This window comes from Trichococcus shcherbakoviae (assembly GCF_963666195.1).
Taxonomy (GTDB): Bacteria; Bacillota; Bacilli; order Lactobacillales; family Aerococcaceae; genus Trichococcus; species Trichococcus shcherbakoviae.
This window is the reverse complement of the sequence record NZ_OY762653.1, coordinates 2,854,147-2,874,896: the sequence shown is the minus strand read 5'-3', so window position 1 is coordinate 2,874,896 and position 20,750 is coordinate 2,854,147. Positions and strand designations below refer to the sequence as shown.

Below are 20,750 nucleotides of genomic sequence, written 5' to 3'. Positions count from 1 at the left end.
TTTCCTCCAAGCTTTCATTTGCATGCATTAACACCACAACGTAATACTATCCTTTTCCGGACAAAAAAGCAAGAATAAAGTGAACAGATGTTCGTTTTTTATTTTTCGAAATCAGAATCCATCAAATACCGTCGAATCATATCAAACCCCTGCATGACTGCCTGTTCCCTGTTCCCAAGGCGATCGCGGGAAAATTGGAAGCCTTGGACAGCAGTCGGTCCATTTTTTTGGCTTAAAGCAATCCATACCGTCCCGGCTGGCTTGTTCTCCAGTTGATCAGGCCCGGCAACGCCCGTGAAAGAAATGGCCAACTGAGTATCAAACAACTCGCGCGCACGTTCTGCCATCGCCATCGCGCATTCCGCGCTGACCATCCCGTATGTCTCGAGAATGTGTTCCGGAACGCCAAGGACCTTTTGCTTAGCGTTTTCTTGGTAAGAAACGATGCCGCCCGCGAAAACTTCGCTTATGCCGGGAACCTTGACGAGTTCGGCTTGAAAAAGCCCTCCGGTCAAGCTCTCAGCCGCACTGATTGATTGTTTGCCCTCCAATAATTTCTTCCCCACCACTTCGGCAAGGCTGGATTCGTCACCGTCGCCGTAATAATATTCACCTACAAGCGCCAATATTTCCGCTTTTTTTTCATCCAATAGTTCACTGCAGATCGCCTCTGTTGCAGCGTTTGCGGTGATTCTCAAAGTCACTTCGTATTTCCCGGCATATGGGGCTATCGTTGGATTGGTCTGATTGCGGATCAAGTCATCCAAAAGCGTTGTCAAGCTAGACTCGCCGATTCCGAAAAAGCGGAGCGTCTGCGATGAGATGACTTGCTGATCTTCATACTTGCTGGAAAGGAACGGCTTCACAAATTGCAGGAACATCTGCTCAAGTTCTCTTGGCGGGCCCGGCAGCAGCAAATAACCTTTCCCATCCTTTTCGGTATAGGTGCCCAGCGCTTGCCCAATCGGGTTCGGGAAGACAATACCGCTCCTGAACACTAAAGCTTGAAGCTCATTGTTTTCAGTCATGCTCCTTCCCGAACGTTCGAACCATTGCCGGATATGCGCCAAACCCGCTTCATCCATGGCGAGTTCTTCCTCGAGGTGATTCGCCACAGTTTGTTTGGTCAAGTCATCCCGGGTGGGTCCGAGCCCTCCTGTGAAAATCAACAGGTCGCTTCGTGATTCAGCTATTTTGATCACGTCTTTTATTTTTCCCGGATTATCGCCGACAACTGTCTGATAATAGGAGTCTATGCCCAGACCGGTCAGTTCCTTGGCGATGAATGCCGCATCCGAATTCACTATTTGCCCCATCAACAATTCCGTTCCGACTGAAATGATTTCTGCATTCATATTTAATCCCTCACATCCATAGTATTCGCTCAAATAATACAAAAGCTTCAATCACATAAAAAAGATAAAGAAAAAAGAAGGGCACAAAAGAATCGCGTTTCCTTTTGTTCGGATTGCACCCTGATGCAACCCAGCCCTTCTTATTTATAAAAACTACATGGATCCGACAAAAACGTGTTTATTTTTGACGAAATAATCCACCCCTGAGTAGATGGTGAAAACTAAGCAAACATACAACATGATGTCCGCAACCGGAATGCCGGTTGCCTGAAAAGGAAAGTTATCCACGAACAACAAAATGATGGCTACCATTTGTGTCGCCGTTTTGATTTTCCCCGGCCACGCCGCTGCCATGACTTCGCCTTCCTTCACAAGCAAGAGGCGCAAGCCTGTGACCGCCAACTCCCGGCTGATGATGATGCTGACGACCCACGATGGAGCCAAACCTTGGCCGACAAGCACGATCAAGGCAGTGGCGACAAGCATCTTATCCGCCAAGGGATCAGCAAATTTCCCGAAGTTGGTCACCAAGCCGTCCCTTCTGGCGATATATCCATCCAGCCAATCCGTAAAACTGGCGATGGCAAAGATAGCGGCTCCGACCAGTTGATTGACAGCAATCTGTGATTGGGCAATTTCAAGCGTGCCCCAATCGAAAGGAACCAAGGTGATGATCATGAACAACGGAATCATAAAGATCCGCAACGCTGTCAATTTATTAGGTAAATTCAACTTCTGCAACTCCTTTAATGTACCCTGACTTATTCTGCACCTTTGACGGTAAAGGATAAGGTTTGGGTCTGAATCTCTTGATGATCGGCTGGCATTGTGACTACTGTGCCAGCCAGTTCGATGATCGTTGCCGGCATTACGCCGACTATCACTTCGATCTCGCTTGTGTTCAACGGCAAAGCGACCGTCAGTGGGTTTTCACTGTCCACGATGCCGGAAGGCTCTTGGACGATCCCGTTCACGCTTACGCTGATCCAGGAACTGCCTCCTGCCACCGCCGAGATTTTCAACTCTGAGGGCAGCGACAAGCTGGTGATGTCATATTCCGCATAACCATCGGCAGACGAGACCAAATTCACCTGCGCTGTTTGTTCTGCGACAACGGCACTGTCTGCCTGCTCTATGTCGCTTGAAACCGTCGCTTGCGATGCCATAGTTGTTTGGCTGATGTTCGAAGCCACTTCGATCTGAACCTGCTCATCGTCATCGTTCAATGTAGCCTGCCAGACCACAAGTACGATGGCAACTACCGCCACAACCAACAGAAAAGTCGGCAGCTGGCTTTGGACGGAGCCGCCATAATTAAAATTCGTCTTTTTTGAAGCTCTTTTAGTTTCGGAGCGACTGGGAGAAAAAGAACCGGAATCTTCCGCTTGGCTGCTCCCATGTATTTCCGGAATCACACTTGCATGGTCCCCCAATAAGCGGTCGCCATCCAAGCCCACAGTATCTGCATATTGCTTGATGAAGGCACGCACATAGAAATTGCCCGGCATAATCTCAAAATCGCCTTCTTCTATCGCAATCAGATACCGCTTCTGTATTTTAGTCATCTGCTGTAGATCATCCAATGTGTATCCCTTGGAAAGTCTAGCACTTTTTAGGATTTCCCCAATTTGAACCATTTCTTCACCTGCCTTCACTTGCAAATCCCGAAGTTACCATGGATATTATACCATAAAATTCCCTCACCAGGAGTTCCAATGCTGTTTTACCTGAGCCATCCACCGGATACGTAAATGGCCTGCCCCGTCATGTAGCGACTGTCTTCCTTCAGAAGTTGGGATACCCAGAAGCTGATTTCATTCGGTTTTCCCATCCTCCCCAGAGGGATTTCCTCAAGAAGAGCCTCTTTTTCATCGTTTTCAAGATGGGCATTCATTTGCGTGTCGATTGCTCCCGGACAAATGGCATTGACTGTTACTCCCAGTGAGGCCACTTCCTTGCTGTAGGCTTTCACGAAGGCAATCTGCGCCCCTTTGACGGTACTGTACAGCACTTCGAGCCCGCTGCCGACTTCTCCATAGACAGAGCTGATGAAGACGATGCGGCCGTTGCGCGAGCGGGCGATTTTGTCCTGTAGCGCTTGGATGATCAGGATCGGCATTTTGACGTGCATTTCCCACAAGGCATCCATTTGCTCGGAAGTCATATCCTGAAGCAACCCATATTCCGTCGTGCCGTGCGCAAAAACAATCGCTTGGAGCGAGAAAATATGGTCAGCAAGTGTCGAAACGCCTGCTTCATCGGTAAAATCCAGGCAAAGCGGATAAAATTCCTGTTCGGGATAGGCCGATTGCAGTTCTGCCAGCATCAGATTGATTTTTTCTTGATTGGAATGATAATGCAAGTAAAGCGACCAGCCTGAACCGGCCAAATCCCTTGCGATGGAAGTCCCGATGTCACCGGAAGCACCCGTCACCAAAGCGGCTTTCATTGCTGTTTTGCTCCCTTCTGGAGGATTACGTAGGTGCTCATATTTTGTTCTTTGAGATAGCCTTCGGCGAAGCTGCGGATGTCCTCCAGGCTAGTTTCTTCGATCAACGGAACAACTTCAAAAAGTTCCGCTCCGGAAAACAGCAGCGTACTGTAGTGATTTGCGATGTATTCCAGGGAATTGAAAGCCTGCAATTGTTCTCCGATCATGCTCTTCTTCAGCAAATCAAATTTCTCATTCGTCAGATTAGCATCGGTTTCCCAATCCAAGAGAATCCGTTTCAGCTTATCTTCCAGCAGTTTCGGTTCTTCCGTGTCCGATTCGATCGCCATAAAGTTGAAGGAACGATCCAAATTGAAGGAGTAGCCAAAGCTGTCATCGATCAAACCGTTGTCGTAGAGATCAATGAAATGCGTGGAGCTCCGGCCGAAAAGCAATTCCAGCAACAGCGAACCATAGATTTTGTATTTTTCGGCTTGGTTTCCGGTCACATCCGCATCCAAACCTTTCACACCAAGCATCACTTTCGGACGTTGCACATCCATTTCGATCTCTTTGTATCGAATGATGTCCTGGATCGAAGCCTGCGGCAAAGTGCGCTGGATCGGTTTAGCAGGAAGAAACGTCTTGCCTGCTTGGTTTTGTCTGATCGTTTCCATCATTTTTTCGGGAACGAAATTGCCGATCATCAATAGGTTCATGTTGGACGGATGGTAGAACGTATCATAACAGGTTTGCAGCAATTCCGGCGAGATTGCTTGGATGCTTTCCACCGTTCCAGCTATATCGACGGAAAGCGGATGTTCGGGATAAAGGTTACGGAGCAACCCATAAAAAAGTTGCCAACCCGGGTTATCTTCATACATGCGGATTTCTTGAGCGATGATGCCTTTTTCCTTTTCAGTGCCTTCCTCCGTGAAATGCGGGTCTTGAACGAAGTCAAGCAGGCTGTTCGTATTTTCTGAAATGTTGTCCGTTGCCGAAAAGAGATAGCTTGTCCGCGTGAAGGAAGTGAAAGCATTCGCTGAAGCACCGTATTTCGCGAAGTCCTCAAAAGCATCATGGTCTTCGCCTTCAAATAATTTATGTTCAAGGAAATGTGCGATGCCGTCCGGAATTTTGATTTCCTTGTCTCCGTTTATCGGCACAAACTGGTTGTCGATCGAGCCGAAATCGGTGGTGAAGATGCCATAGGTTTTTGAATACTTATTTTTCGGAATCAATACTACCTGCAAGCCGTTGTCCAATACTTCCGTATAGACGGTGTCGTTAAGTGCCTCATAATGTACTTTATTCATCTGTAGCCTCGCCTTTCAAGAAAAATATCGCCTGCAAAGTCATTTTTTCCGCAACAGCAACGATCTGTTCCTTCGTCACCGCGTTCAAACCGGCGATCCATTGCTCCTGCGAAAGAGGATTTTCTATGATCAGGAAATCCTGGTACTGTTTCGCCAAACTTCTGCCCTGATAATCATCATTTTGTTTGTAGTGGTTGATCAGCATGCTTTTTGTTTGAGCGATCAAGGCGTCCGAGAAATCCCCTGTTTGCATGTCTTGGAGTTGCGCCAGAACGATTTTCTCGACCTGCTCGCGTTTATCGAATTCGATGCCGGTACCGACAGTCATGACACCGCGCAGAAAGTCCAAGCCGCTTGAAGCCGAGTAAGCCAAGCTCTCTTTTTCACGGACATTCTGGAACAGTTTCGAATGAGGGAAGCCCCCAAACAGTCCATCAAAAACCAAGCCGGCAAAATAATGGTCATTCATGTAATAGACGGGTGAGGAAAAGCCGAAAAACAACTTGCCCTGATTGATGTCTTGAGCTTCGCTTGAAGTGACGGGTTCCGTGTTCTTTGCGCGTAAATAGAATACATCTTTTTCGATTTCTTTCCTGTCCGAAAGCTTCTGGGCAGCCAATATGTTCAATATCCTTTTAGGCGCTACATCACCCGAAACGAGTATATCCAGCTGATTCGACCCGATCATCTCCTCATAGCATTCGAACAGGCTGCTTGAGGTGATATCCTCAAGGAAGCCGGCATCACCGATGCCTTGATACGCTTGATCTGTCCCCTCGAACAGCACTTGGTTCAAGCGCGTACGCGCATAAGCCGATTTGTCTTCGATCAGAGACTCGAAATAATTATTCAGATTTTCCTTTTCCCTCATAAAAGTCTTCTCGTGGAACTTGCCGTCCTCGGCATTGGGCCTGAAGATGATTTCTTCCAGGAAAGCGAACGCCTCTTCCAAAAGTGTATCGTCTCCTCCGATGAATTTATCATTGACGACGGATAGACTCAACGTCACGACATGCTGCTTGCCGAAGCGCTGGGATTGCGTATGCAGCGTCGCACCGTAAAGGCTGGCCATTTTCAGATCCATCTCGTTTTGGCTAGGATACTGCTTGCTGTTCGTTTCAAGCATGTTCTTCACTAAAGAACGTTCGGTTGCAGTTTTTCCGCCGAAACTCGTCCTGAATTTGTACTGGATCAATACGGTTTTGTATTTGTCGGAAGGCTCGATATAAGGCGTAACACCTTGCTTTAATTTATATTCCATCCATTTCACGTCCTGTAAGCTATTTTATATGTCGATAGGGAAAACTATACTCTAGTTCGGGTGTTTTTTCAATTAAGCCATTCCTTGTCCACTCTGATCCCTTGCCTGAACCAAAAAGAAAAGGCTGACTCGTGTTGAGCCAACCCTTCTTGTCGTCAGAGATTACTTTGATTTGATGTAAGTTGTACCGTTAGCGGCTGGGCCTCTGGATTTACCGATAAAACCTACAAGCACAATGATCGTAATGACGTAAGGTGCAATCTGGAGATAGACGGAAGGGATATTCTGGATGACCGGAATATAGCTGCCGATGACCCCCAAACTCTGGGCGAACCCGAAGAAAATTGCCGCTCCCATCACTCCGATCGGATTCCACTTGCCGAAAATCATGGCAGCCATGGCGATGAAACCTTGACCGGCAATCGTTGATCCGGAAAAATTCAGGCTGATCGACTGAGAGACGATGGCGCCGCCCACACCGCCCAAAAAGCCGGAAATCGATACGCCCGCGTAGCGCATCACGTAAACATTGATCCCCAATGTATCCGCAGCTTGCGGGTGTTCCCCGACCGAACGCAGACGCAAGCCGAAAGTCGTCTTGAAGATGATGAAGTAGCAGACAAGCGCCGTTGCGATAGCTGCATAAGCTGGAGCTGATGTATTCGTGAAAAATATCTGACCGATGATCGGAATATCCTTCAATATGGGAAAACTGGTCTTCCCGAAGTTCTGGATGATGAAGGCGGTTTGGCCTTTCCCTTCATAAAGAACCTTAGTCAAAAATACCGCCAACGCAGGGGCAAGCATATTTAGTACGGTTCCGGAAACGATGTGGTTCGCTCTTAAATTGATTGTGGCCACTGCATGGAGGATCGAAAAGAAGATGCCGACTGCCCCCGCGACCAACAACGCAACCCATGGCGTCATTTTGCCAAGATTGTCGGCGTAGTTCAGATTAAAGACTATGGCTGAGAATGCTCCCATGACCATCGTGCCTTCCAAGCCTACATTGACGATACCGCTCCGTTCCGAGAAAGTTCCGCCAAGACCGGTGAAGATCAAAGGTGCTGAATAAATCAAAGCCGAAGATACGATGATCGACAGAATCGCTAGCATGTCCATCTCACGCCACCTCCTTTTTATTGACTTTGGACAGCTTGTTCAGCAAAAGTCGGATGATATAGCTCGCTCCGACGAAGAAGATGATAGATGCAATTACGATGTCCACAATTTCTACGGGCACGCCTGACATAAGTGGCATGCTCGTTCCGCCGATTTTCAGCGTGCTGAACAGAAGTGCAGCAAAGAGGATGCCGATTGGGCTACCGATGCCCAACAAGGCTACGGCCATGCCATCGAATCCAACTGCCGGCATCGCACCTTGAACAAACATGTTTTGGAAATTCCCCAGACCTTCCATCGCGCCACCCAAACCGGCCAAGCCGCCGCTGATCAACATGGCCAAAATGATGTTCTTCTTGGCGTTCATACCTGCGTAATCGGCTGCATCAGGATTCAAACCGACTGAACGGAATTCGAAGCCATATGTTGTTTTCTTCATCAGCACCCAAACCACCGCAATCATGATGAGGGCAATGAAGATGCCGGCATGCAATGTCGAATTGCGCGTTACTTCCGATAAGAACGGCACCCTTAGACTGGCATTTTCTGTGATCCTGGCCGTGGAGTCGCCGGAATCCGTCAAAACATTCCTGACAATGTGGTTGTTGATGTATAAGGCCGTATGATTCAGCATGATGGTGACGATCACTTCACTTGTATTGAAATAGGCACGCAAGACTCCGGCGATGCCCGCCCACAGAGCTCCGGCGGCTACACCAGCCAAAATGCATAATGGCAACAATGCGATTTTCGGCAATTCAGGCAGCATCTGGGCGACGCTGACGGATGCCAACCAGCCAAACAAGGTTTGACCCGCAACACCGATGTTGAAGAACCCAGCTGTGTTGGCTACCGCAAAGCCCAATGCGACCAGAATCAAAGGGGTAGCTTCACGCAATAACTCACCTACGTAAAACGGCGATCCGAACGCTCCCTTCAGCATTGCCGAATAACCCGCGATGGCATCGTAACCGAAAGACCACATGACGATTGCGCCGATCAGCAGACCTAATATGACTGAAAGTAAAGGTACGATAATCCCCTGGATGCGAGTGGCTCCTTGTTGATTACTCATGAAGGCTTCCCTCCTCTTCCTTGTTTTTTTCCAATTCTTCCCTGGCCTTTTCCAATGAAGACCCGGCCATCAGTAAGCCCAGTTCTTGTTCGGAGGTTTCCTCCGGCTTGACGTAGGCCACGATTTCACCTTCGAACATCACAGCGATGATGTCGGAGAGATTCAGGATTTCGTCCAATTCGAAGCTCATCAGGAGGATGGCTTTGTCCTTATCCCTTTGCTCGATCAAGCGTTTGTGGATAAATTCGATCGCACCCACATCCAATCCTCGGGTCGGTTGGGCTGCTATCAACAACGAAGGATTCCGATCGACTTCCCTGGCGATGATCGCTTTTTGTTGGTTCCCGCCGGACAACGAACCTGCTGTCGACTTCTCGCTTTGCGTACGTACATCAAACTCTTTGATCAGTTCGATGGCATGGTTTTCGATGGCTTTGTCGTTCAGGAAGCTGTTTTTGCTGTAAGGTTCCTGATAATAAGTCTGCAAGGCGATGTTCTCGTCCAAACGCATCGGGAGGATCAGACCGAACTTTTGTCGGTCCTCAGGGATATGTCCCAATCCTGATTCAGTAATTTTACGTGGAGCCAAGTTCGTGATGATTTCGCCGTTCAGCTTGACGGTTCCGCTCTCAGCCTTCCGCAAGCCAGTGACGGCTTGGATCAATTCGCTTTGTCCGTTCCCGTCGATCCCGGCGATGCCGACGATTTCACCCGCCCGTACCGTCAGACTCAAATTGCGCACGGCTTCCAGTCCGCGGCTCTCTTTGACCGTCAATCCTTCAATTTCCAAAACAGCCTGCTTTGGCTGGGATGGTTTTTTTACTGTGCGGAACAGAACGGAACGTCCCACCATCATATCCGCAAGTTCTTGCTGAGATGTCTGCTTCACGTCGACAGTGCCGATGCTCTTGCCTTTACGGATTACTGTGCAGCGATCCGCAACGGCTTTGATTTCATCCAGTTTATGCGTAATCAGGATGATCGACTTGCCTTCTTTCGTCAATTCCCTCATGATCGCCATCAATTCGTCGATTTCTTGCGGTGTCAATACTGCCGTTGGTTCGTCAAAAATAAGGACGTCCGCCCCACGGTACAATGTTTTCAAGATTTCGACCCTTTGTTGCATACCGACAGTGGTATCTTCGATTTTGGCTGAAGGATTGACTGCCAAGCGGTATTTGTTTGACAGATCCGTAATCACATCAGCGGCTGCCTTTTTATTTAAAACACCGAGTCTGCTCGGCTCGCTGCCTAAAATTATGTTCTCCGTAACCGTGAAGTCCTTGACCAACATAAAATGCTGGTGCACCATTCCGATACCCAATTTATCGGCAACACCCGGGGAACTGATTTTGACTTCTTGCCCTTTGACCTTAATGGTTCCGCTTGTAGGCTCCAAAAGACCGGAAAGAATATTCATCAAAGTTGACTTGCCCGCGCCATTTTCACCCAACAAAGCGTGAATTTCACCTTTTTTCAAGCTTAGAAAAATATCATCATTCGCTTTATAATTGCCGAAAGCTTTTGTTACGCCAATCATCTCAATGACATAATTTTCTTCTGTCATGCTGATTCCACCCCTTACTAATATTGAATGCATGCAATCCCTCATGCAGCAGTGAGACACGCTTATAAAATATAATACCGTAAAACACCATTTCACACCTATTATAAAGTATTTCCAAAATCCTATCCACTTTTGTTTATCACGAAAGATAAACATTTGTTCCTTTTTCGGAACAGTCTTTGTTGGGGGACTATGCGCGAAAAAAAAGAGAAGCAACTCAATATCCTTAACCGGAATCAAGTTGCTTCTTTAAAGATTTTAAAAGTGATTAATTTTCTGGAGCTTCAGGAACCACAAGCGTTCCGTCCAAAATTTCTGTTTTCGCTTTAGTAACAGCTTCCAAAGCATCTGCGTTCAATTGACCTTCAGTCAAATCGACGCCTTCTTCAGCCAACCCGAAATTCAAGACTTCTCCTGCCGGGAATTCGCCGTTCATTGTTAATGTAGCGATATCCTTAGCTGCAGTGCCTACACCCTTCAACGTTGAAGTCAAAGTAAGGTTTCTTTCAGTGCCGTCATCAAGAGTCAACAAGCCTTCTTCTGTTTGGTCACGGTCAACACCGATTACCCAGATTTCTTTTGAAGGATCAGCTTTTACGATATCCTTAGCTTCTGAGAATACGCCATTTCCGGAATCTCCAGCAGCTTGATAAATGACATCAATTCCGCTTGCGTACATTGCGGCAGCTTTAGATTTCCCGCCTGCAGCATCGCCGAACGAACCGACATATTCAACTTTTACATCTATTTCAGGATTTACTGATTGGGCACCAGCTATGAATCCAGCTTCAAAGCGATCGATTACGACGCTCTCTTGTCCGCCGATGAAGCCTAATTGGTTGGTTTTGGTTGTTTTAGCAGCAGCGACACCAGCCAAGAAAGCAGCTTCGTTGTCTTTGAATGATACTGAAACTGTGTTCTCGCCTTCGATGACATCATCGATGATGGCGAACATCGTATCCGGATTTTGTGTTGCCATATCCTGCATCGCTGACTTCAATTTATATCCGATACCGAACACAAGGTCAAAATTACTGTTTACGGCAGTGTTCAAGTTCGTCACAAATTCCGAATCGGCATTTGATTGGATATAATCATATCCATCGATCCCTTTTTCTTTGCCGTTCTCTTCGCCCCATGCAACAAGGCCTTCCCATGCGCTTTGGTTGAATGATTTATCATCCACGCCGCCGACGTCGGTAACCATCGCGATAGTAAAGTTGTCTTCCGTTCCCTCTGCTGTGCTGGAACCTGTTGCACTGCTGTCAGCCGTGTCGCCGTTGCCGCCGCAAGCTGCCAAGATTGTGCTGACACCTAAACCTAATGCCAATAAACTAACATATTTTTGCTTCTTCACCATGACCCCTCCAATAAACTTCAATTTTTTGAACTTGTAAGTACAAGCTTCTTACAAAAAATATCATATCATGTATTCCCGAAAAAATAAACGATATTGATTTTTTTGTAATCGTTTTTTCATTTAATATCCATATATTTGCCGGAATGGTTCTAGTTAAACCTCAGAATCATAGGGCATATCCGCATCATTCTCATATATCCCCTCGCTAATGTTCACCTTTCTGGGCTTGCTTCCATCAGCGGGCCCGACGATCCCTCTTGCTTCCATCTCGTCGATAAGTCGCGCTGCCCGATTATAGCCGATCCGGAATCTCCTCTGCAATTTGGAAATGCTCGCCGTTTCATCCGATCTGATGAATTCCACAGCTTCCCCGAAAAGATCATCTTCCGGCTCTTCGCTTGCAGCCGCGACAGTTTCGGTCGGCATCATTTCCTCGACATAGTTCGCTTCTTGCTGATTTTTGACGAAAGTGACAATGTGCTCGACTTCCTCGTCGGAAATGAACGCTCCTTGCACACGGATTGGTTTATTCTCCCCCATCGGACGGAAGAGCATATCGCCTCTGCCCAGCAGCTTCTCTGCCCCGGAGCCATCGATTATCGTTCTGGAATCGATTGAACTGGACACAGCGAACGCGATCCTGGAAGGGACGTTTGCTTTGATGATGCCGGTGATGACATCGACACTCGGTCGTTGTGTAGCCAAAATCATATGGATTCCCGCAGCCCGCGCCATCTGCGCCAATCTGGTGATCGCGTCCTCGACTTCGTTGCTGGCCACCATCATCAAGTCGGCCAACTCGTCAACGATGACCACTATGTATGGCAACGTAGGATTGTTTTCCCCGTTCTCCAGATTGTATTCAACAATCAGATTGTTGTAACCGTCGATGTTGCGCATGCCGGTACCGGCAAACAATTCATATCTTCTTTCCATTTCCGTAACGACTTTATGGAGCGCTTGCGCCGCCTTGCGTGGATTCGTGACAACCGGCGTAAGCAAGTGGGGAATCCCGTTATAGACGTTCAATTCCACCATTTTCGGATCGATCATCATCATCTTCACTTCGTTCGGTTTGGCTTTCATCAAGATGCTCGTGATGATGCCGTTGATGCAGACGGATTTCCCGCTGCCGGTCGCACCTGCAATCAGCAAATGGGGCATTTTCGTCAGATTCGCGCTTTGCACAACGCCAGAGATGTCCCGTCCTAACGGCACCTCCAACAGCTTGTCGGTGTGCTTTTGCCCTTCCATGACATCACGGAAGGAAACAACGCTGACTTCACTGTTTGGCACTTCTATGCCGATGAAGGATTTCCCGGGTATCGGAGCTTCGATACGGATATCCTTTGCCGCCAAGGCCAGAGCCAAATCATCACTGAGACTCACAATTTTGCTGACCTTCACCCCGACGGCTGGCTGGATTTCGTATTTTGTCACGGCAGGTCCGAGGTTCGCTTTCGTGACTTTGGCCTCCACACCGAAGCTTGCGAACGTCTCTTCCAGCTTTTTGACATTTTTTTCTATTGTCGCATATTCATTGGATTGATCGATCGCTTTGATTTCGTTCAATAAAGTGACTGGAGGCAAGTGGTAATCCCTGTTTTCCTGCTCGGCAGTGATTTCGAATTCCAGCTCGCCCGCATTGTCTTCCTCGTTGCCTCCGAACGTTGTTTTTGCAAGGCTGGCCTGTTGGGCTGAAGCGCTCTTTTCATTGTCCGCATATTTGTGTTCGGCTGCTTTTTCAAGTTGTTTCTGGAAGCTGTCGATTTTCAGCTGAACGGGTTCGCGCTCTTTTTCGGCAAGTGTCTCTTTTTCTGCTGCTTTCAAAGTTTCCGCTTCTTCCTTCATCAATTTCTTCGCTGCCGATTCGCTTTTTATTTGATTTTTGGCTTTTTCGACTATTGAAGGTTTCTTGTCTGTCGGAACGCTATTTGACCTGGTCGGTTTCTTCACTGTTTTCGAATCAATGATCGAGCTGGCCACTTTATCTTTCGTGTAAAGCACCGCTCGTTTACTATTGTGCCCGAAAATCAAGGCAACTTTGCGCACGACTTCCATGACATCATGCGTCGTGAATCCGAAGATGACCGCCACACCAAAAAATACAAGCAGGCCGATGATGATATAAGTGCCCCATTGTGAAACCAAAAAATGGGTTCCAGTATAAAAGGCTGCCCCAATCAAGCCGCCGCCCATCTCAGAAGCTGTATCTGCTTGCCTGACATCGGTCAAAAAACGTGCAAGCGTAACGGATACGACCGACGTCCCCTCCGTGACGACTGCCTCAAAAGCCTGTGAATGGAGATAAAGCAGTGCTGCCGAATAAAGCAGGATGCCGCTGATCAACCAGTTCTTTCTTATTTTTGGTTCTTTCCCTCTCAAAATCAGGTACAGACCATAGGCGCCAAATAGCGCCAGGCTGACCGGATAGGTTTCGCCGACAAAAAAACGGAAAAAATTCGCCAGCGCTATACCGGCAAACCCGAGTTGCCCGATGCCTAAGGCTGCACTGAAAAGCAACAGCACGCCGATAAGCTCATAGGATATCTTCTGCCCGGTCGCCTTCTTTTTCTTTCTTGTTGTCGTCGTTCGTTTCGCCAAACATGCCAACTCCTTTTTATCATTTACTCAAAACCACTGCCCGTCTGCATAAAACAGCGGTCCATAGATTGTTCGTTTGATTACCCGTATCGGTTCATTATACTACAAAACGAACCCTTTACGAGGCTATTTTTCAATCAATCCGCGCGGACAAAAAGCTTCTGTTTCCCGTCAACGCAGGCAACAGAAGCTTTTTGGAATTTGGTCCGTCATTCTTGAATAAGTTTTTTCCTGTCCTGCAGAAGCATCAGTCCATGATATAATTGCACATCGTCATCGCAATTCTCACAAAACCGGATTTCTCCGTCTGACCAGTAGGCAGTCAGGTAGGGTTCCTTTGATTTTTGGAATGGGTAGACTGCCGATAGTTTTTCCGCTGCCCGTTCATAGGCAGCGACTGCCTCCTGGAAATCGGCATACTCCGTCGATTCCACAATGAAATCCATCCAATCTTCAAAAAACCACCAGGGTTCATATTCTCCCTCGGTCCGTATCACCTGGTACATGCTATCACCTTCTTTGTTGCAAAAAGTATAGCACAGCCCGGAAAATTATTCCCGCACAAGGTATCGGGATTGACCCTTCTCGACCAAGACTGTAAACTGAATTAAAAAGCTAAAGCGCATGCTCAGCCTAAAATCTGGAGGGGATTTATCATGAAAAAAATCAAGATGACAGTAAGTGGCAGGGTACAGGGCGTTGGGTTCCGTTACATGACAAAAATGGTGGCTGACCAGATAGGCGTTTCGGGAATCGTCAGGAACGAGGATGATGGGAGTGTCTATATCGAAGCCGTCGGACCCAGCGATAAGATCGATGCCTTCATCGCGGCGGTCAAACGCAGTCCTTCGCCAAGCGGAAGAGTCGACACCTGCACGCTCGAAGAGGACGCCAACGTTGAGAATTACATAAGTTTTCGTGTAACCAATTGAATATATTTTTCCCTTCATGTATAGTAGTAATGTTATCGAAAAATTGTAAAGGAATGTGAATAATGAAACTTAAAAAGAAGGTATTGCTTTCCGCGGAAATGATGTCCTTGTTAGTGGTTCTGACAGGCTGCATGCAATATGATGAGAATAAAAACCCAACCGGCTTCATATATGACTATTTGGTGGTGCCTACAGGCAAATTGATCGTTATGCTGGCGGAAATGCTCAACGGCAATTACGGTCTGGCCATCATCGCCATCACAATCATTGTCCGCTTGGCCATCATGCCCTTGAACTTTAGCCAGATCAAAAAAACGATGGTGCAGCAAGAAAAGATGAAGTATATCAAACCAGAATTGGAAGACATCCAATTCCGTCAAAAAAATGCCCAAACTCCTGAAGAAAAAGCCGCGGTTTCGCAAGAAATGATGGCACTGTACAAAGACAACAACATCAGCATGACAGGCGGCGTCGGTTGCTTACCGATTCTGATCCAGATGCCGATCTTTACCGCTATGTATCAAGCCGTCAATTTGACGCCGGAAATTTCTGCAAGCACCTTCCTTGGCATCAACCTTGGTGTCAGCAGTCCGTTGCTGGCGATCCTGGCAGGTGTGGCTTATGTGATCCAAGGCTACGTTTCCACAATCGGCATGCCTCAGGAAACCAAATCACAGATGAAATCGATGATGCTGATGAACCCGATCATGATTCTGATGTTCTCGTGGTCTTCACCAGCAGGTTTGGCGCTGTACTGGCTGGCCGGCGGTATTTTCGCAGCAGCCCAGACTGCGCTTCAAAATCATATGATCAAACCTAAAATCCAGAAGCTGGTTGAAGAAGAAATGAAGGATCGTCCGGTCAAGAAGAACGTGAAAATGGCTAAGCCGTCTTCTTCTTCAGCACCTGCGCAAGCGGTTAAAGCTTTATCCGCCACGAATCAACAAACGGATGGCAAAAAAGGCCGCAACGCAGGCAAACAATCAAAATCCTAATTGAAACTACAAAAAAGCAGGAAGCAAACTCATGTGTGAGCCGCTTCCTGCTTTTTTGTAGTTCATTTTTTTGGTAAGGCGCGTTCTCCTGTTGATTTCCTACAATTCCTCATCCGGCACATAATTCTTCAGAATCGGCAACTGGATGCGGAAAACAGATCCGTGGCCCAATACGCTTTCGACGGTGATATCGCCTTTATAGCCTTCCAATAGTTCTTTCGCGATCGAGAGACCCAAGCCGTTCCCGCCCTTATTCCGCGATCTGGCTTTATCGACGCGGTAAAAACGCGAAAAAATCTTCTGCTGATCTTCCTGGGACATCCCCTCGCCAAAATCTTGGATCGCGATCTGGACATAGGACATGGATTCGGAAATAGAAAGATGGATTTCATGCCGGTCTGTCGAATATTTGACGGCGTTGTCCATCAAGATCACCAATATTTGCTCAAAATGGTTGCGATAAATGTTCACGTAAATCTCGCGATTCAAATCATCATCCAAATTGAATACGAAATCCGGATACAGCATCTTGAAATTATGGAACGTATGCAGCACGACATTCCGGATCGGGGTCACTTCATTTTTATAGTGCATTTCTACTTGTTCCGCACGGGAGAGATCCAACATCTCCTGAACCAAAGTCTTCATTCGCTGGATTTCGGTCAATGAAGCGGCAAGGGATTCATCGAGTATTTGTGGATCTTCCTTACCCCAACGGTTCAGCAATTTCAGGTGGCCTTCAACAATGGCGGTAGGAGTCCTGAGCTCGTGCGAGACATCCTCCACGAACTGCTTTTGTTGGGTGACGTACAGTGCCATCTTATCCAGCAAGCCGTTGATGTGGACGGAAAGATCGGTAAATTCGTCCTTGCTTTTGGATATTTTGATGCGGGTCTCGGATAACGTATCCTCTTCTATCGCATCCATCGTATCGACCATCTGTTTGATTGGCCTGAAGAAATAAATGGCGATGCCGTAGCCGGCTGCCGCCGACAAAACGAACACGATTGCCGTGACTAACCAGAAATACTGCGTCATCTGTGAGACGACCTTATGATAATCATTCAGTCGGAAAACGATTTGGACATAGCCCAACAGGAAGGAGTCCTCTTGGCTGAGGATCGGACTGCCTGCCACAAACGCTTCAAGATCATTCAGTTTTGTCTCGCGCAAATAAGTATCGGGATTTTTGATGAATGTCGTATAGCTCTTCTGCGTCTCATAGAGCAACTGTCCATCTGTATCAAATACGCGGATGTTCGCCCCTCTGTTCTTGAGATCCTCCAAAAACGGGTAGTTTCCTACAGATTGGAGCCCCTTCGTCACAGTGGAAACAGAAATTTTCTCGAACATGCTTTCGACGCTGTTGACTGAAAGCTTCGTATCGATCTCAGACAACGCGGATTGGACCGAAGAAAGCAGCTTCTCGGCGTCATCTTTTTGTTCGTCGTACTGATAGCCTTTGTAGACATTCAGCATCAGCAAGGCGGACAGAAAGTACAGCAGGAAGAAAGCTATACTTAAAAGAAAACCCCATTTCCACCGAATGGACTTGGGATTTCCTCTTTTTTTGGTTGGCATATAATTGATTCTGCGCATAGTATTATGAGCGCATGACGTATCCGGTGCCACGTACCGTTTGGATATAACTTTCTTGGCCGGCTACATCGATTTTATTGCGCAGATATCGGATATATACATCCACTACATTTGTTTCCACTTCCGTTTTGTATCCCCATACTTTATTCAGCAATACATCCCTTGAAAGGACAACGTTGATGTTTTCCATCAGGATCAACAATAATTCGTATTCGCGTTTGGTCAATTCGATGTGCTCGTCGCCACGGCGCACGACACGGTTTTCTTTTTCGATTGTCAAATCACGATAAGTGACGGTCGTTTGCTTCACCTTGCGTTGCTCTTCTTCGATGTCGATGCGGCGCAATAAAGCACGGACCCTTGCCAAAAGTTCTTCGATGGCAAATGGTTTCACGATATAGTCATCGGCACCGTGGTCCAAGCCGGATACACGATCGATGACGGAGTCGCGGGCGGTCATGATGATGATCGGCGTATCTTTGACCGGACGCAGACGACGGCAAACTTCGATGCCGTTCAATTCAGGAAGCATCAGATCCAAAAGGATGACATCCCAGTCCTGGTTCATGGCAGCTTCAAGGCCAGTTCTGCCGTTGTAGCAAATTTCCGTTTCGTAGCCTTCGTGTTTTAACTCAAGCTCGATGAAACGCGCCAGATTTTTTTCATCTTCGATAATCAATATTCTTTGTTTGTCTCTATTTTCCATAGAATTCTCCCCTAATGTCTCATTTGAATGATAACAACATGCCATTACAATTTCATTTTATTTTAACATACTGTCGGGAATTAGTCTTAATTAAATGATTCTGATAGTAAAATGTCATCCGAAGCACGGCTTCGGATGACATAAGTGTAGGCCAGAATGGCGCTGTATCCCTTTAGTCTTGTGGGACTTCCACTTCTTTATCCCACTCGAAGTGATAAGAACCAGCTTTGTCTGTGCGTTCATACGTATGCGCTCCAAAGTAATCGCGTTGCGCTTGAATGATGTTTGCAGGCAATACAGCTGAACGGTAAGAATCGAAATAAGCTACTGCAGATGAGAATGTCGGTACAGGCACGCCTGCAACCACAGCTGTTGCAACCACTTCACGTACAGCACCTTGATATTGTTTCGTGATTTCCACGAAGTAGTCATCCAACAACAGGTTCTGCAGGTCAGCATTCTTCTCGTAAGCATCCGTGATGTTCTGCAGGAATTGCGCACGGATGATACAGCCGGCACGCCAAATTTTAGCGATTTCGCCATAATTAAGATCCCAATCATTTTCTTCGCTGGCAACACGCATTTGAGCGAATCCTTGTGCGTAGCTCATGATTTTGCTGAAATACAATGCCTTGCGGATACTCTCCACAAATGCAGCTTTATCAAGACCCTCTTTAGCTGTAACAGCAGGGGCACTCAGAATTTCGCTGGCAGCGACACGTTCTGTCTTCAAAGCGGAAATGTAGCGGGCAAAAACGGATTCGGTGATCAACGGCAACGGAACACCCAAGTCCAACGCACTTTGGGAAGTCCATTTACCCGTGCCTTTATTGCCGGCGCGGTCCAAGATGATCTCGACCATTGGTTTGCCTGTTTCAGGATCGTATTTAGTCAAGATGTCAGCAGTGATGTCGATAAGGAAGCTGTCCAACTCGCCTTTGTTCCATTCGATGAAGACAGCAGCAATTTCTTCCACTGACATGCCAAGGTACTTGTGCATGATGTCATAGGCTTCTGCAATCAGTTGCATATCCCCGTACTCGATTCCGTTGTGGACCATCTTAACGAAATGTCCGGCGCCACCTTTGCCGATGTAAGCTACACAAGGTTCGCCATCCGGAGCTTTAGCGGAAATCTGTTCCAAAATCGGTGCAACCAGATCGTATGCGTCGCGTTGTCCGCCCGGCATGATTGATGGACCTTTCAATGCGCCTTCTTCACCACCGGAAACGCCTGTTCCGATGAAATTGATGCCTGAGTTTTCCAATTCTTTGCTGCGGCGGATCGTATCTTTGTAGAAAGTATTCCCTCCGTCGATCAGGATATCACCTTTATCCAAATGAGGCAGCAACGATTGGATCGTTTTGTCGGTTGCCTCCCCAGCTTTTACCATCATCATGATTTTTCTTGGCTTCTCCAAAGACTCGACAAATTCTTCAATCGTATAAGTAGGAACCAGTTTCTTTTCTGGATTTTCCGCGATAACTTGCTCAGTCTTTGAACCTGAACGGTTGAATACAGACACGGAATAACCTCTGCTTTCAATGTTCAATGCTAGATTTTTGCCCATTACGGCCATCCCGACAACGCCGATTTGCTGTTTTGACATAAATAAATTCTCCCTTCATGATAAACACATCATTCTATAATCTTAATCCTAACAAAAATCCGCCTAAATGGAAAGCAAACAATTGAAAATAATGGCTTTCTTTTCTTTTACCGGATTCCCCAACGTTTACTTTTAGATGTTATTGTTGTAAACTATGCCATGTAAATTACAAAAGGTGGGAATAATATTGACTAAGAAAACTGGTACTACCTCATCAAAAATCAATAAATTCAGTAAATTCATCATTTGGATCATGCTTTTGGCCATGGTCGGCGGATCGATCCTTTCAGTCCTGTACTCTTTGTTCATAAATATGTGAGAAACAACATTCAAAAAGGTTCCCGGAATCCACTAGCTGATTCCGGGAACCTTTTTAATTGACTCAGATGCCTTTTTTGACTTTTCCGTCCCAGCCGGCATAGCCGCCCTTCAGGATGAAAATGTTTTTGTAGCCATTTTTTTTCAGAATAGCTGCACAGCGTCCGCTCAACATGGAATTTTGATCATACAGATAAATCGGTTGATCTTTGCGGATTTCTTGGTAGCGTTGTTTGAAAGCCGAATAAGCGATATTTCTCGCTCCTAATATGTGGCCTGCATCGAACTCGGTTTTTTCGCGGACATCGATCAATTGCGCTTTCCGCAGATCTTTTTTGAAATCCTCTGCAGTCAGCGTCGTCGCTGCATTCTTTCTTTGGAAATAAAAATAAGCTTGATAAATGGCATATCCGATGATGAATATCCATAATGCGATATTAAAAATATCAATTCCTGTTAAGTTCAAATAAATCCACCCTTTCCATACTCTTACTCTCATA

General features: G+C 46.8%; 19 protein-coding genes. 3 read left to right on the top strand and 16 right to left on the bottom strand.

Annotation, left to right across the window (positions count from 1 at the left end):
- Window positions 1-98: 98 nt before the first annotated feature.
- The 12 genes from ACKPBX_RS13595 to ACKPBX_RS13540 form a co-directional block, all read right to left on the bottom strand.
- Window positions 99-1,355 (bottom strand): competence/damage-inducible protein A, encoded by a 1,257-nt coding sequence (locus ACKPBX_RS13595; protein WP_319995631.1) that lies wholly within the window; start codon window positions 1,353-1,355, stop codon window positions 99-101.
- 153 nt (window positions 1,356-1,508) lie between these two features.
- On the bottom strand, window positions 1,509-2,087 hold the full coding sequence (gene pgsA / locus ACKPBX_RS13590; protein ID WP_086628082.1) for a CDP-diacylglycerol--glycerol-3-phosphate 3-phosphatidyltransferase: 579 nt from the start codon (window positions 2,085-2,087) through the stop codon (window positions 1,509-1,511).
- A gap of 29 nt (window positions 2,088-2,116) precedes the next feature.
- Complete coding sequence (locus tag ACKPBX_RS13585; protein ID WP_319995630.1) at window positions 2,117-2,920, bottom strand: helix-turn-helix domain-containing protein; 804 nt, start codon at window positions 2,918-2,920, stop codon at window positions 2,117-2,119.
- A gap of 158 nt (window positions 2,921-3,078) precedes the next feature.
- Window positions 3,079-3,804, bottom strand: a complete 726-nt coding sequence (ymfI, locus tag ACKPBX_RS13580) for an elongation factor P 5-aminopentanone reductase (protein WP_319995629.1) — start codon at window positions 3,802-3,804, stop codon at window positions 3,079-3,081.
- A complete protein-coding gene (yfmH, locus tag ACKPBX_RS13575; RefSeq protein WP_319995628.1) occupies window positions 3,801-5,102 on the bottom strand; it encodes an EF-P 5-aminopentanol modification-associated protein YfmH in 1,302 nt (433 codons plus the stop codon). The genes ymfI and yfmH overlap by 4 nt, the downstream gene beginning before the upstream one ends.
- Window positions 5,095-6,363 carry an EF-P 5-aminopentanol modification-associated protein YfmF gene (gene yfmF, locus ACKPBX_RS13570; protein ID WP_319995627.1) on the bottom strand — a complete coding sequence of 423 codons (1,269 nt, stop codon included), beginning with the start codon at window positions 6,361-6,363 and terminating at the stop codon, window positions 5,095-5,097. The genes yfmH and yfmF overlap by 8 nt, the downstream gene beginning before the upstream one ends.
- Before the next feature lie 162 nt (window positions 6,364-6,525).
- Window positions 6,526-7,485, bottom strand: a complete 960-nt coding sequence (locus tag ACKPBX_RS13565; protein ID WP_319995626.1) for an ABC transporter permease — start codon at window positions 7,483-7,485, stop codon at window positions 6,526-6,528.
- Window position 7,486: 1 nt separating this feature from the next.
- On the bottom strand, window positions 7,487-8,560 hold the full coding sequence (locus ACKPBX_RS13560; protein WP_086628088.1) for an ABC transporter permease: 1,074 nt from the start codon (window positions 8,558-8,560) through the stop codon (window positions 7,487-7,489).
- Window positions 8,553-10,127 carry an ABC transporter ATP-binding protein gene (locus tag ACKPBX_RS13555; protein WP_119093038.1) on the bottom strand — a complete coding sequence of 525 codons (1,575 nt, stop codon included), beginning with the start codon at window positions 10,125-10,127 and terminating at the stop codon, window positions 8,553-8,555. The genes ACKPBX_RS13560 and ACKPBX_RS13555 overlap by 8 nt, the downstream gene beginning before the upstream one ends.
- Before the next feature lie 268 nt (window positions 10,128-10,395).
- A complete protein-coding gene (locus ACKPBX_RS13550) occupies window positions 10,396-11,484 on the bottom strand; it encodes a BMP family lipoprotein (RefSeq protein WP_319995625.1) in 1,089 nt (362 codons plus the stop codon).
- A gap of 156 nt (window positions 11,485-11,640) precedes the next feature.
- Complete coding sequence (locus ACKPBX_RS13545; RefSeq protein ID WP_319995624.1) at window positions 11,641-14,091, bottom strand: DNA translocase FtsK; 2,451 nt, start codon at window positions 14,089-14,091, stop codon at window positions 11,641-11,643.
- A gap of 209 nt (window positions 14,092-14,300) precedes the next feature.
- On the bottom strand, window positions 14,301-14,597 hold the full coding sequence (locus tag ACKPBX_RS13540) for a DUF1033 family protein (protein ID WP_086628091.1): 297 nt from the start codon (window positions 14,595-14,597) through the stop codon (window positions 14,301-14,303).
- 150 nt (window positions 14,598-14,747) lie between these two features.
- On the opposite strand from ACKPBX_RS13540, the gene ACKPBX_RS13535 reads away from it, so the two are divergent.
- A complete protein-coding gene (locus ACKPBX_RS13535) occupies window positions 14,748-15,023 on the top strand; it encodes an acylphosphatase (RefSeq protein WP_086628092.1) in 276 nt (91 codons plus the stop codon).
- Window positions 15,024-15,085: 62 nt separating this feature from the next.
- Window positions 15,086-16,018 carry a membrane protein insertase YidC gene (gene yidC / locus ACKPBX_RS13530; RefSeq protein WP_086628093.1) on the top strand — a complete coding sequence of 311 codons (933 nt, stop codon included), beginning with the start codon at window positions 15,086-15,088 and terminating at the stop codon, window positions 16,016-16,018.
- Between the two features lie 99 nt (window positions 16,019-16,117).
- On the opposite strand, the gene ACKPBX_RS13525 is transcribed toward yidC, so the two are convergent.
- From ACKPBX_RS13525 to gndA, 3 genes are all read right to left on the bottom strand, one after another.
- A complete protein-coding gene (locus ACKPBX_RS13525) occupies window positions 16,118-17,599 on the bottom strand; it encodes a HAMP domain-containing sensor histidine kinase (RefSeq protein ID WP_168173169.1) in 1,482 nt (493 codons plus the stop codon).
- Window positions 17,600-17,621: 22 nt separating this feature from the next.
- The gene (locus ACKPBX_RS13520) at window positions 17,622-18,323 is read right to left on the bottom strand and encodes a response regulator transcription factor (protein ID WP_086628095.1); all 702 of its coding nucleotides are present in this window, start codon (window positions 18,321-18,323) and stop codon (window positions 17,622-17,624) included.
- A 172-nt stretch (window positions 18,324-18,495) separates the two neighbouring features.
- Window positions 18,496-19,932 carry an NADP-dependent phosphogluconate dehydrogenase gene (gene gndA, locus ACKPBX_RS13515; protein ID WP_086628096.1) on the bottom strand — a complete coding sequence of 479 codons (1,437 nt, stop codon included), beginning with the start codon at window positions 19,930-19,932 and terminating at the stop codon, window positions 18,496-18,498.
- A gap of 187 nt (window positions 19,933-20,119) precedes the next feature.
- Between gndA and ACKPBX_RS13510 the strand changes: the two genes are divergently transcribed.
- On the top strand, window positions 20,120-20,251 hold the full coding sequence (locus ACKPBX_RS13510) for a DUF4044 domain-containing protein (RefSeq protein ID WP_233436791.1): 132 nt from the start codon (window positions 20,120-20,122) through the stop codon (window positions 20,249-20,251).
- A 63-nt stretch (window positions 20,252-20,314) separates the two neighbouring features.
- On the opposite strand, the gene ACKPBX_RS13505 is transcribed toward ACKPBX_RS13510, so the two are convergent.
- Window positions 20,315-20,749 carry a rhodanese-like domain-containing protein gene (locus tag ACKPBX_RS13505; RefSeq protein WP_086628098.1) on the bottom strand — a complete coding sequence of 145 codons (435 nt, stop codon included), beginning with the start codon at window positions 20,747-20,749 and terminating at the stop codon, window positions 20,315-20,317.
- Window position 20,750: the final 1 nt, after the last annotated feature.